This is a genomic window from Clostridium yunnanense, from assembly GCF_016595795.1.
Classification (GTDB): Bacteria; Bacillota; Clostridia; order Clostridiales; family Clostridiaceae; genus Clostridium_AR; species Clostridium_AR yunnanense.
Map to the genome: position 1 here is coordinate 39,309 of NZ_JAENHN010000065.1, position 13,983 is coordinate 53,291.

The 13,983-nt window shown below is 29.0% G+C and carries 11 protein-coding genes and 1 riboswitch; of the genes, 9 read left to right on the top strand and 2 right to left on the bottom strand.

The window, feature by feature from the left end:
- Nucleotides 1–9: 9 nt before the first annotated feature.
- Complete coding sequence (locus JHL18_RS23435; protein ID WP_200273819.1) at nucleotides 10–435, bottom strand: GtrA family protein; 426 nt, start codon at nucleotides 433–435, stop codon at nucleotides 10–12.
- Between the two features lie 240 nt (nucleotides 436–675).
- A riboswitch (purine riboswitch) is annotated at nucleotides 676–777 on the top strand.
- Between the two features lie 77 nt (nucleotides 778–854).
- On the opposite strand from JHL18_RS23435, the gene JHL18_RS23440 reads away from it, so the two are divergent.
- Entirely contained in the window at nucleotides 855–2,252 is a 1,398-nt protein-coding gene (locus tag JHL18_RS23440; protein WP_200273821.1) for an NCS2 family permease, read from the top strand.
- Nucleotides 2,253–2,510: 258 nt separating this feature from the next.
- On the opposite strand, the gene JHL18_RS23445 is transcribed toward JHL18_RS23440, so the two are convergent.
- Nucleotides 2,511–2,759 carry a CPF_0552 family protein gene (locus JHL18_RS23445; RefSeq protein WP_200273823.1) on the bottom strand — a complete coding sequence of 83 codons (249 nt, stop codon included), beginning with the start codon at nucleotides 2,757–2,759 and terminating at the stop codon, nucleotides 2,511–2,513.
- Between the two features lie 122 nt (nucleotides 2,760–2,881).
- On the opposite strand from JHL18_RS23445, the gene JHL18_RS23450 reads away from it, so the two are divergent.
- The 8 genes from JHL18_RS23450 to JHL18_RS23485 all read left to right on the top strand — a co-directional run bounded on the left by JHL18_RS23450 (nucleotide 2,882) and on the right by JHL18_RS23485 (nucleotide 13,713).
- Nucleotides 2,882–3,619 carry an alpha/beta family hydrolase gene (locus JHL18_RS23450; protein ID WP_200273825.1) on the top strand — a complete coding sequence of 246 codons (738 nt, stop codon included), beginning with the start codon at nucleotides 2,882–2,884 and terminating at the stop codon, nucleotides 3,617–3,619.
- A gap of 351 nt (nucleotides 3,620–3,970) precedes the next feature.
- Entirely contained in the window at nucleotides 3,971–6,898 is a 2,928-nt protein-coding gene (locus tag JHL18_RS23455) for an insulinase family protein (protein WP_200273827.1), read from the top strand.
- Nucleotides 6,899–7,302: 404 nt separating this feature from the next.
- Nucleotides 7,303–8,862 carry a MutS-related protein gene (locus JHL18_RS23460; RefSeq protein WP_200273829.1) on the top strand — a complete coding sequence of 520 codons (1,560 nt, stop codon included), beginning with the start codon at nucleotides 7,303–7,305 and terminating at the stop codon, nucleotides 8,860–8,862.
- A gap of 152 nt (nucleotides 8,863–9,014) precedes the next feature.
- Entirely contained in the window at nucleotides 9,015–10,229 is a 1,215-nt protein-coding gene (locus tag JHL18_RS23465) for a GGDEF domain-containing protein (RefSeq protein ID WP_200273831.1), read from the top strand.
- A gap of 18 nt (nucleotides 10,230–10,247) precedes the next feature.
- Nucleotides 10,248–10,589 carry a hypothetical protein gene (locus JHL18_RS23470; protein ID WP_200273833.1) on the top strand — a complete coding sequence of 114 codons (342 nt, stop codon included), beginning with the start codon at nucleotides 10,248–10,250 and terminating at the stop codon, nucleotides 10,587–10,589.
- A gap of 464 nt (nucleotides 10,590–11,053) precedes the next feature.
- Entirely contained in the window at nucleotides 11,054–11,584 is a 531-nt protein-coding gene (locus tag JHL18_RS23475) for a restriction endonuclease (protein ID WP_200273835.1), read from the top strand.
- Between the two features lies 1 nt (nucleotide 11,585).
- The gene (locus tag JHL18_RS23480; RefSeq protein ID WP_200273837.1) at nucleotides 11,586–12,071 is read left to right on the top strand and encodes a hypothetical protein; all 486 of its coding nucleotides are present in this window, start codon (nucleotides 11,586–11,588) and stop codon (nucleotides 12,069–12,071) included.
- 349 nt (nucleotides 12,072–12,420) lie between these two features.
- Nucleotides 12,421–13,713 carry a murein hydrolase activator EnvC family protein gene (locus JHL18_RS23485; protein WP_200273839.1) on the top strand — a complete coding sequence of 431 codons (1,293 nt, stop codon included), beginning with the start codon at nucleotides 12,421–12,423 and terminating at the stop codon, nucleotides 13,711–13,713.
- Nucleotides 13,714–13,983 lie beyond the last annotated feature (270 nt).

Here is a 13,983-nt window from a genome sequence, read left to right on the forward strand (position 1 = left end):
TGTTCACCTTTAATCTTTATTGAAAATAATGAATTTATTTATCAAAAAGCCTAAAATTCCTGTAAGCATAGCAGCTAAAAAGGCTGATATATTGGCCCAAAAAAATCTATGTATATGAAAAATATTATGTCTTGTAAGATAAACTATTATTATAGCATCTAAGAAAGATAATATTCCTAGAAGACTTACATAACCAAAATAAGAAGATGATTTAGTTTCACTTTTGAATGTAAACTTATTGTTTAACAAATAACCACTAGTTGAATATATACAAAATGAAATTAGCTTAAATAAAAAATTTATTCTTCCAACTGTTAGTCCAGTGATTGTCCATAATATATTTAAAACTATGAGATCAATTATTACATTACTTGCACCAACCAATGAATAAGTTATAAATTGTATTATAGCTCTTAATTTAGAATTTTTGTTCATAATGCACACTCCTAGTATTGGGTTCCTCTACGGAAATTTAATTTATACTTATTCTGAAATATTGTACTTAATAATTTGCAGATTTGTAGAAATTAATAATTAATGTTGGAACAGTATATTTATTACCTCTATAAATATACCTGTTTTTTATCTTTAATTCAACCAATATATATTGTCGAAAATATAATTTTTTTGTTGAAAATATTTTGGAGTGATGATATTATAACACTTGTACAAAAAATATATAAAAATAATTTTATCCATATATTTCTGATAATAAGGTTCAGATGTTTCTACGAGAAGACCGTAAAATTTCTCACTATGGGTAAATCAAAACGTACATGCCGTTATTTGATTTACTCGAATAACGGCATTTTTTCGCTTAGGCGACTTTTTATTTTGAAGGGAGAAAACTTAATATGAACAATTTATTAGAGAAGCTGTTTAAATTAAAAGAGAACGACACAGATGTCAAAACAGAACTTCTTGGGGGATTAACGTCTTTTATTACTGTTGCTTATGCACTTTTAGTTATTCCAAATATTTTAAAAATGAGTGGAATGAACTTAGCAGGTTTAAAAGGTGATGCAGCAGCTAAACTGCTTATTTCAAATGACCCAATTGTAGCCTCAGCTTTTGCCTCTACATGTTTAGCGGCAGCAATAGGGACACTTATAATGGCATTTCGTGCTAACTTACCATTTATATTAGCACCAGGGCTTGGACTTGTATCATTCTTTTCTTTTAATGTTTGCTTAAACTTAGGATATACTTGGCAGCAAGGTCTTGCAGCTGTGTTTATATCGGGATTAGTGTTTATTGTTATTACATTAACTTCTATAAGAGAAAAGATAGTAATGGCACTTCCTGAGAATATAAAACTTGCAATAACAGCAGGAATAGGATTATTTATATCATTAATAGGGCTTAAAAGTGGTGGAGTTATAGTAGCTAATCCAGCAACGTTAATGGCCTTTGGTGATTTTACAAATAAAGCTACTATATTAACTATTCTAGGAGTTTTAATAATCGCTGTACTTATGGCTAGAAAAGTTAAAGGGGCCATATTGATAGGAATCGTAGTTACAACTTTAATAGGTATACCTATGGGAGTTACAACTATTGATACTAGTACAAAGATTTTCTCAATGCCTACTATTGGAGCTACATTCTTTGCCTTGGATTTTAAAGGTTTGCTATCTCATAATGGATCAGGTGTAGTTGGAGCCTTCTTAAGTATAGCTATGGTAGTCATAACATTAAGTTTAGTTGATTTATTCGATTCTATAGGTACTTTGGTTGGTACTGCTGGTAGAGCAGGCATGGTTGATAAAGAAGGAAATGTGAAAAATCTTAGAAAAGCTCTTGAAAGTGATGCTATTGCAACAACTATAGGAGGTTTACTAGGAACTACAACAATTGCAACAGTTGTTGAGTCTGCATCTGGTATATCTGAAGGGGCTAGAACTGGACTTGCAAATATTGTTCCAGGAGTTCTTTTCATAGTTTCAATGTTCTTCAGTGGAGTTGTTGGAATAATACCATCAAGTGCAACTTCACCAGCACTTATAATAGTTGGAGTATTAATGCTTAGTGCAGTAAAAGATATTGATTTTAGTGATTTTACAGAAGCTGTTCCAGTATTCTTTACAATCGCCATGATGCCATTTACATATAGTATAGCGAATGGAATAGCAGTAGGACTAATATTCTATCCATTGATGAAAGTTTTAAACGGAAGACATAAAGAAGTTCATCCAATTCTATATGTATTCGCAGTTTTATTTATAGTAAGATTTGTTTTATTACCAGGTTAACATATAAGTTTAGATTTGGATGCGCAAAAAGAACTCACTGAAGAAAGCTACTTCAGTGAGTTCTTTTTACTGCATATAAAATTATAAAGTTTTCAATCTAATCAAATCTAGATATTTAAAAGCTTTTAAAAGGCTTTTATCAGTATGCAGTAAAAAACAAAGCTTATTCTCCTACTCAAATTTCCTCATATATTTGGAAAGGTAGATGAGTTAAGGAAGCTCATTGAGTAGGGGGCTTCAGCGACTTTTTTATTTAGATTATAATTCTAAAAGCTTTGCAGTAACATATTCTAATGAATTTAATTCTTCAGAAAGTTTTATTATTTGTTCTTTTTCATCACTTAATAATTCAAGAAGTATTAATCCATTAGTAGAGCAGGCATCTGTAGAAGCTTCGTGTAAACCTAATCTAACTTTGATTATGCACCCGTATTTAGTTAAGATTTCCTGTACTGTTGGAGCTATCTTAGTGCGAGGAGATAGCTTAATTGCCATTATTGTATACATAAAAAAATCCTCCTGAGATTTATATTTAACTTAGGAAATAAGAACATGAATTTTTGTTGTTTATATAATTTTATAATACTAATATAATGAAATATATCAATATTAAATTTTAAGGAGCAAGTATGAAAAAAAAGAAAAAGATATCAATAGTATTAACAACAATTCTAGTTCTAATACTTACTTCAGCTGTAATTTATTTAAACACTTACTATAAGGCTGATGAAAGCATAGAGGTTATGGCAAGCAAAGAATCTACTATTACGATAACAGCTAAAGAGAAATATATAGAATTGATACCAAGAGAAAAAAGTGATGTTGGATTTATATTTTATCCAGGTGGGAAGGTCGATGAAAAAGCTTATATAAAATTTATGCAAAAGATTGCAGACAAAGGCTTTAATGTGTATATCGCAAAAATGCCATTTAAATTAGCAGTTTTTAATGTTAATGCAGCAAACCAGATAATTGAAGACAACAAAGATATAAATACTTGGGCTATTGGTGGACACTCTTTAGGAGGAGTAATGGCAGAAAATTTTGCTTACAGTAACCAAGACAGAATAAAAGCACTGGCATTTTACGGATCATATCCATTAAGTGATAAGAGCTTGAAAGAAAGTCATATTAAAGTCATAAGTCTTTGGGGATCGGAAGACAAGGTGGCTGACTTAGATAAGATAAAAGCTTCAAAGAGTGATCTTCCTGAAACTACTGTATTCAAGGAGATAGATGGTGGTAATCACGGTGGCTTTGGAAGTTATGGTCATCAAAAAGGAGATGGAGAAGCTACAATAGATAGCAGTCAGCAACAAGCTATAGCAGCTGAAGTTACTGTTAATATGTTAAATGATATTAAATAAAAAGTTAGTTGCTAAATCTTTATATTAGTGCAAATTTTAAATTATAAAGAATAGTTAAAAATGAGAGTGACAAAATCTTGGCTTTGTCATTCTTAAACTGTTATATAAATAAGTCATAATAAAATGTTAGAAAAATAAAAAATTAAACATGAAAAGAATAAAAGTAGTAAAACATATTACAAGAAAGGTATTTTGAAGTATAAAGTATGCAATTTAGTATAAGAATATTGAACTAGGCAAATTTATATTAACTAATAATCATATAATATAAAAATATGAACTAAAAACTTGTATTTACTTATGGAATTAATTACTATGGAATAAAGTAGAATTTTGAAAGGAGTAGTTTAAATGACTTTAAGATTAAATGAAGTAAAACATGGTTTTAAACTTATAGAAGAAAGAGAAATAAAAGAAATAAGTTCAAAAGCATATGTATTTGAACACGAAAAAAGCGGTGCTAGACTAATTAAAATAGATAATGATGATGATAATAAGGTGTTTTCCATAGGATTTAGAACACCACCAGAAGACAGTACAGGTCTTACTCATATATTGGAGCATTCAGTTTTATGCGGTTCAAGAAAGTTTAATACAAAGGAGCCTTTTGTAGAACTTTTAAAAGGTTCATTAAACACTTTCTTGAATGCTATGACGTATCCTGACAAGACTATATATCCAGTAGCTTCAAGAAATGAAAAAGACTATTTTAATTTGATGGATGTATATATGGATGCAGTTTTATATCCTAATATATATAAACATCCTGAGATATTTATGCAAGAAGGCTGGCACTACAATATCGAAGAACCAAAGGATGAATTAACTTATAATGGCGTAGTTTATAATGAAATGAAAGGTGCATATTCGTCTCCAGAATCTTTGATGTATAGAATGGTTACTAAGACGGTTTTACCTGATACTCCTTATAAAGAGGCATCTGGAGGAGATCCAGAGGTTATACCGGATTTAACTTATGAAAAGTTCGTCAATTATCATAAAAAATACTATCATCCTTCAAATAGCTATATATTGTTATATGGAGATGGGCAGTTAGAGAAGGAATTAAAATTCTTAAATGAAAACTATTTAAGTGATTTTGATAAAATTGATGTTAAATCTAGTATACCAACTCAAAAACCTTTTGAAAGCTTAAAAGAGCATTCTTTTGAATACGGAATTTCAGAAGAGGACACTTTAGAAGATAAAACTTATTTGAATCTAAACTTTGTAGTAGGAAAAGCTGATGAAGGTGAGTTAGCATTAGCTTTTGAGATACTTACTCATATGCTTCTAAAAACACCTGCTGCTCCGCTTAAAAAAGCTTTGTTAGATAATGGAATTGGTAAAGCTGTATCGGGAGAATATAGTGGCTCTACAAAACAACCTATACTGACTATTGTTGCTAAAAACTGCAATGAAAAAGACAAAGATAGATTTAAGGAAGTTGTATATTCAACCTTGCAGGAGCTTGTAGATAAGGGGATAGACAAAGAAACCATAGAAGCATCAATTAACAGAATAGAGTTTGAATTAAGAGAAGGAGAGTATGATGGATATCCAAAAGGACTTATACACTATACTCGAATTATGGATAGCTGGTTATATGAAGGAGATCCGTTTGTTCACTTAGAATATGATAAATATTTTGAGAGTATAAAATCTGCTTTGAAAACTAACTATTTTGAAGCTTTAATAAAAAAATATATATTAGACAATAAGCATAGTTCTTTTATCATACTTAAGCCTAAAAAAGGACTTAATGAAGAAAAGCAAAAAGCATTAAAAGATAAGTTAGACAGAGTAAAGAATACTTTAAGCGAAGTTGAGATAAAAACTTTAATTGACAAATGTAAGGCTTTGAAAGAAAGACAAAATACTGCAGACACTGAAGAAGCATTAGCTTCAATTCCAATGCTATCAATTGAGGACATAGATAGAAAGGCAGAGATATTACCTCTTGAAGAGAGAAATTTAGGTGGTGTTAAAGTTCTATACCACAAATTGTTTACAAATAAGATATCATATCTTAACTTATATTTTAACTGCAAAGGCCTAATTAGTGAAGATGTGGTTTACGTTAGATTCTTAGCTGATATATTAGGAAAATTAGATACTAAAAATTATAATTATGGGAATCTATCAAATAAAATTAATATAAATACAGGTGGCATTGCTTACAGTCCAGTAAGTTATTCCCTAAATGGAAAAGAAGGAGAGTACACTCCATATTTATTAATAAATCTTAAAACTTTGCTAAGTAAGTTAGAAGATGGAGTAGATTTATTAGGTGAAATAATACAAAATACAGTTTTTGATAAGGAAGACAGACTTCTTCAGATAATTAAAGAGATAAGATCTAGAATAGAAGGTAGACTGATAGATAATGGTCATAGATTGGCTTTAAGAAAAATATTAGCTTACTGCACAGAAAAAGGAAAATATGATGAAATAACCTTAGGCCTTACTTATTATCAGTTTTTATGTGATCTTGAAGACAATTTTGATAGTAAAAAGAGCGATATTATTTCCAAATTGAAGGTAAGTTCTGAGGCTATATTTAATAAAAATAATCTAGTAATAAGCTATTCCTCTGAGGAAGAAGATTACGATGTATTAGAAAAAATTGTACCTAAACTTTTATCATACTTAGGAGTAGCAAATATTTCTAAAGATAGATTTGATTTTGGAGAAATGGTAACAAATGAAGGACTTCTAACCCAAGGAAATGTACAGTATGTTGCAAAAGGTGGAAACTTCATCAAAAAAGGTTTTAGCTACCATGGTTCTTTAAACGTATTAGAAACTATATCTGGTTTTGATTATTTATGGAATAATGTAAGAGTTAAAGGTGGAGCTTATGGTGTATTTGCAAACTTTAGAAGAGATGGAGGAGCATACATCGTCTCTTATAGAGACCCTAATATAAAGGAAACAATCAAAGTATATGATGAGATGAAGGATTACTTAAATAACTTTACAAGTAATGAAAGAGAAATGACAAAGTATATCATAGGTACTGTACGAAAATTAGATTATCCGTTAACAACAGCTTCAAAAGCAGAAGTTTCGTCTGCAAATTACTTTAGTAACATAACATCAGAAGATATACAAAGAGAAAGAGATGAAGTGCTAAAAACTGATGATAAAACTATTAGAAGTTTTGCTCCATTAGTGGAAAGTGTAATGAATGAGGACTTGATTTGTGTTGTTGGTAACGAAAATAAGATAAAAGAAAATAAAGAATTATTTAACACTTTAGAAAAAGTAATAAAATAAGATTGTATTTAACATCTGCTATATAATCAATTAACTTCAACAATGTTTTTAAACATAGATTGATTTTTAAATAATATTGAGCAGAGCCTAAAACAAATAATATAAAACGGAATGGCGTAGTGAAGTGCACATTCCGTTTTTTGCTATGCCATAAATATGTTGGGTGAGTTATAGGCATAAATTATGCTAAATGTTGATATTTTACATTAATAGTAATAGAATAGTTAATGTAGGTTTAAAGGAATAATATGTCGCCTATAAGTTTGCTAATATGCATTGGAAAAGGCAAATACGCAAAAAAATTACTGAAGAAAGTCACTTCAGCTATTTTTTTATATTCATAATAAGTTTTAGGTGGTATAGAATAATCTATAAACTTAATCACGATTTTAGGAGTTGATTAGATGTTTAGAAAAAGAAACTATATTCAGTACTTGAGATACATATGGCCTAAAGGTGATGAAAGAACTCGTAATTTTAAAATTATAAGACAGTATCATGATTTGATGAAGATGGATTCTAAGTTTTATATCGATGATCAGACTTGGAATGATTTGGATATGGACAAGGTTTATAGCGGTATAGATAGAACTATCTCTTCACCTGGTGAAGAAGTGTTTTATCATATGTTAAGGGAAACCATAGATGATCTGAATGTTTTAAAAGACAGAGATAAATTGATTGAGTTTTTTAGAAACAATAATGAAGCAAGAGAGAAGATCCAGCTTCAACTCTTCAAACTCGGAAGAAAGAAAAATAATTATACTATAAAGATGCTAAAAGAAGGGCTTACAGAAGATAAATCGAAAATGTGGCTTTATAACCTGTTAGGTTTAGTTATTCCTATTGCAATTGCCATTGGCTCTATATTTAAAGGATTACCATTTTTAGGCTGGTTATTACCAGTATATTTTATAAATACATATATTCATTCTAAGGAAAGAAACAGAATGAATGTAGATGGTGTAATGTACTTAGGGTCAGTGATTAAAACTGCTAAGAATTTGTGTAAAAACCAGTATGAAGAATTTGGCGGTTATACAACAAGGTTAGATAAACTTTATAAGAAAATAGAATATATTGCAAAGAATTCTATTTCATTTGGAAGGATGGAAGGAAGCGATGCTTTACTGGATTTTGCATATGTATTTTTCTTAATGCAAGAGAGAGTTTATCTGAAAATGGCAGATAAAATTAATAAAAATAAAGAGGAATTGATTGAGATATATGAAATAGTAGGTGAAGTTGATAGTTTAATAGGAATAGCTGCTTATAGGCAATGTCTTAGCAGTTTTTCAAAACCTACTTTTGTGGAAGGAGATGCTTATCTAAATATAAATAAAGGCATACATCCACTGGTTGAAAAGCCAATTGATAACTCAATAACCTTATCCAGGAATGGAATTATTCTTACAGGAACCAATATGTCAGGTAAATCAACATTCTTAAGAATGGTTGGAATAAATGTTCTACTAGCACAAACCTTCTATACATGCTTATGTGAAAGCTATGAAGGAACCTATATGAAGCTTATGTCATCTATAAGTCCATCGGATGATGTAACTAGTGGTAAGAGTTTTTATCTAGGTGAGGCAGAAGCTATGCTAAGGCTTATAAACAGTGCGAAAGATGGTAAGCCTATGTTATGTCTTATAGATGAGATATTTAGAGGGACAAACCCTATTGAGAGAATAGCGGCATCTGGGGAAATTCTTAAATATATTATGAACTATAATACTTTAGTAATAGCGGCCACTCATGATCATGAAATTGCAAAGCTAGTGGGACAAAAATACAAATGCTATTACTTTAGTGAAGAGATTAATGATGATGAAGGATTGACATTTGATTATAAGATAAAGCAAGGAGTTTCTCCAACGAGAAATGCAATAAAGCTTTTAAAATTCTTAGGATATCCTAAAGAAATAATTGAAGGTTCCTTAAACAATATAAAAGATAATTAGTAAAAGCCCTTGAGAAAGGGTTTTACTTACTTTAAAGGCAGATGCCAAAAGAATTTAATGAAAAGATCATTAGTGATTTTTTCATAAGCATAAATTTATAAAAAGTAGTTCTTATAATGAATGTTCAATTTAGTAACTTTTTGGAGGGCTTAATGTTGAAAAGGATTAAGGAAGTTTTATTTTCAGCAATTGATACAAGCTACGATGAGGAATTAATTCAATTAAGAAATAAATTAAATTATAAAAGAAGCTATTTTGCATTAAGAATAACAGCTTTTATTGCTGCAATTCTTATGATAGCTTCATTTATTTATGGTAGTATATATGATTTTCAATTGTATAAGTATAATATTTCAAACTATAGATTTTATTATTTGGCATTATTTTGTATTTCAATAGTCTTTCTATTACTGCTAAACTTGATAAAAAAGAAGAAAAAATTTATAGAAAAACATTTTTCTTATGTTCAGATTGTTATGATTTTTGTGGTTATAATATGGGCAATAGCCTATATGGAAAGCTCATCAGATCAAAGTATCACAAATTCAATACCGTATAATCAAATATTATTTTCATGTGCAGCTATTTTTTACTTATCTAAAAGGCAGATTATACTTACATATGGTCTTGTACATATAATATTTATTGGGGATTTTATTAGAATACATGGTTATGCAAATAACACTATTTTCTTTATTAATATAACTTTAACCTTAGTTGTTTCTATAATAATTGCTATTAAAAATTATGATAATATGATAGAAAGACATAAACAAGATATTAGTATAAGAAATAAAAATTTAAGTCTTATGAAGATGAATAATTCTTTACATTTTGCAAATAAAAAACTTAAGGATATGAGCGATAAAGATTTCTTAACAAATATCGCAAACAAGAGAAAGCTTGATAGAATGACATATATGTATTGGAATAGCTTAAAGAAGTTTTCAAGCAGTTTATCTATAATGATTGCAGATATAGACTTTTTTAAGCAATACAATGACTTTTATGGACATGTTAAGGGCGATAGTTGTTTAGTAAAGATAGCAACTACTATAAATGAAGTAGTAGAAAAAAACTTAGGGATTGTTGGAAGATATGGTGGAGAAGAATTTTTTGTTATACTTCCAAACAGAAATTTTGACGAAGCAGTTGCCATATGTGAAGAAATAAGAAAAAGAATAGAAGAAGAAAGAATTTTAAATGAAGCCCTTGGAGAAGACAAGTATGTTACAATAAGTGCAGGGGTAGCAACTGTGGTTCCTACAGATGACTTTAATCTAGATTTTTTTATTAATATATGTGATAATAAACTTTATGAGGCTAAGAAAAAGGGACGAAATAGAATTGAAAGTATTTACCTATGATAAGGATGTGTGATTTTGATGAACCCGTTATTTGTAATAGAGAATGAAAAGTTTTTTAAAGAAGACTTCTTGGATGATATTAACGAATATGATGACATAATACCTATAATTCAAGAAAGAGCTGGTAGGATAAAGCTTGACACAATTGACTGTGTAGATTTAAATGATTGTTGTAATAAAACTAAAAGTAACCTTTATGGTGATATAGTTGGATATACAGATGAAGATGAAAACTTTATATTTCAAGAAGAAATTGAGGAATACAAAAAACAATATGGTGAAAAATTTCTTAATTTATATGTTATCAGGATATATAAATGTTTAAACTGTAAGAAATGGCTCATTGACATAATGGAGTAATAGTAATAAGTACGCTAAATAAATTGTATTAAGTGTAATTTAATATGATGTTATAAAAACCTTAAGAGAATTTTTCTTTTAAGGTTTTTTTCTTTTTATAAATTTATAAGTTTTATGGAGTATAGGGCTATATTATGAAAATTTAAGTTATGCATGCATGATAATCATTTGGCTATGAGGTTTATGTATGCATAACTTAATAATTGAACTATAAAGCCCATAAAAAGTGGTTATGCCTGGCATAAGCATAACTTATAAAGATAAAGTTTTTGGCTGACAAAGATTTGTCTTATAATTTTAGATATTCTTCATTATCATATTAAAATATGAATATTATGAGAATGTTATTTGCATATTAATTTTGGGTAAATATTTCTAGAGGCGGGTATTTTTAAAGGTAAATATCTAAGCAAAATGAATCGGTATCGATTAATTTGTCAATAAATTAAATGAGGTGATTAATTATGCAAATATTAACCAATTTTAAATTTATGTTCAGTTTCTTTATTTTATGTATTGTTATAAATAAGATATTAAATATAGTTATGTTTTTTATTTCTAAGAAAGATGTATCTATAAGACAATACTATAGGCTGTTCTCTAAAAATGATCTCAAAGTATTAGATTCCGAGGTCGTTTTAGAACACTTGTGTAGTGTATTAGAAGAGTGGGGATACAAAAACCCAACTATATCAGAAAACTTGGAGGAAATTATCTGTTATAAAAATAATATAGCTACTGTTGTGTATTACTTACAGTATAAAGAAGGGGTAATTGGAGCAGAGTCTATATATTCTATTGTAGGAAAGACAAGAGCTAAAAAGATAAATCATTGTGTTGTAGTAACTACAGGCCAATTTGATTCAAAGTGTAATAATGAAATTAAAAGTATTAAGAAATCTGGCATGGATCTTAAGATTATAGACGGTAATGAACTTACCAAGCTAATACGTGAAAATATAGAGAAACAAATATTAACAGAAGGAGTAGTATAGGATGTTTACTATAACAGGTATAATAGTGATACTTTGCGTTTATCAATTGTTTAATGTAGGAAGGAATATTTTAAAGATTAGTGCTAAGATAAGAACGGATTTTAAAGTCAATACATTGAAAGATGAACTCAATAAGTTAACGAAAGATGAGTATGTAGAGTGGTGCATAGACTATTTAAAAAGAAAAAAATATAATTACGTTAGTAAACTAGATGATGATACTATCGTTTGTAATATTGATGGTGAAAAAATATATGTTAGTTGTGTAAAAGCTGAAGATTTAAATGAAAAAAACATATACAAACTCTTAGGGGTAAAAGGAATTAATAGGGTAAATAAATTAGCAACTTTAAGCAATGCTTCTGAGCAAGATATAGATAAGGAAACACTAAGAGATATTCATAAACTGGGAATTGAACTTATAGGAATTGGAGAGTTTGATATTAGTTATGAAGAATATGTAAGAAATAATAGATTTTTTGCTTAAGAATCTTTTGGCATAAGTTATGCATGTTCGAAAATCGTGGACCCTGAAGATTTTCTCGGTATGCATAACTTAATAGCTGAAGTTGGAACTTTGTATCACTTTGAATCAGAATCTATTTTTTAAAATCTAACAGGTTCCAGTGAATAGATTTAAAATATAAATTTTATTATGAAGTGGTACATCCATAATCCATCACTAAAGAAAGTTTATTATTAAAATAGGTGCAATTTCCTTAATATCCGTAAAAAATATGTAAACAAACAGATAATAATAAAAAAAAACTGAAATTATGAAGAAAAATGTAGTATAATTAAAAATAGAATAATATTTGGGGGTAAGGAGAGATAAGATGAAGAAGAAAATTTTATCTTTAATACTTTGTTTTTTTATTACGTCTGGCTTTAATTCTGTACAAGCTATTGCAGCTACTACTGATTCATTACAAAACCAGATTAATTCAAATAAAGACAAAATTGATGATTTAGAAGATCAAAAAGATCAGATAAAAGATGCTAAAAATCAACAAAGTGATCAATTAAAAACAATTCAAGATCAGTTAGATAAGAAGGTTAACGACCTAAAAGCATCTCAGACAAAAGTAGATACTTATCAAGGGAAAATAGATAATCTTCAAGGTAAGATTAACTCAATTCAATCTAATATTAACAAGGTTTCAAACGAAATCGGAACTGTGCAAAAAAGTATAGAAGAAAAGAAGCAAGAAGAAATAGAAAAGAAAGAATTGCTAGGTAAAAGATTACGTAATGCTTATAAGATAAGCTTAGGTGAACAACTATTAGGAGTGGTTTTAGGAAGTGATGATCTTAATGATTTCATCGAAAAGATCACAACAATAACAACAATTATTGAGAAGGATAATGAATTAATAGAAGAAGTAAAAGACATCCAAAAGGATTTGACTCAAAAGGAAAAAGATTTATCGGCTAAAAAAGCTGATATGGATGCGCAAAAAAACCAAGTTTTAGTAGAACAAAATGAATTAAAAGATACTCAACAAGCTTTATTACAAGAAAGAAATGAAAATAAGCAAAAATATGATGAATTATCAGCGTTAAGGAATCAAAAGAATAGTGTTATCAATTCTTTAAGTGATTCTGAAAAGCAGCTTGCTGAGAAGATTGATAAATTAGAGGAAGATAATAAAGATACAAAAGATGAGATAGATAGAATAATTGCTGGAATAAATAGCAAAGGTGATAGCGATACTAGTAATAGTGAAGCTTCAAAAGGTCAAAGCTTTATATGGCCAGCAAGTGGTCCTATTACTGATCCATTTGGTCCTAGAGTTCATCCTACTAAACATATCGTAAGTTTCCATACTGGTCTAGATATTGGTGCGCCTATGGGAGCAAATGTAAAAGCTTCAAAAAGTGGAACTGTAGTAGTGGTTGAGACTAAGAATGTTGCATATGGTCACATGATTATAATTGATCATGGAAACGGAGTGCAGACAATGTATGGACATATGAGATCAGTGAATGTTTCAGTTGGACAAAAAGTTAGTCAAGGACAAGTTATTGCTTCAGTAGGTAGTGAAGGCTATAGTACTGGACCTCACTTGCATTTTGAAATAAGAATCGGTGGACAAGCTGTAAATCCTGCTGGATATCTTGGGAAATAATATATGGAGGCTTCTAGTATGAACTTTATGTTGATATTAGAGGCCTTTTTATTGTGGAAAAGTTATAAAACTTTTATGGTATTTAAACTGAGATATTTTAATGGCTTTAAAAGTTTTTTGTGGTTATAGAGTAAAAAAATAAAACTTATTTGTGTATAAGTTTTCTTATATATATTCGGAAAAGTAGATGCGCAAAAAAAGGCTTATTGCAGAATTTCGCTTCAGCGATTTTCTATTGATTAAGAACAATAGCAGTATGTGTAAAAGTAA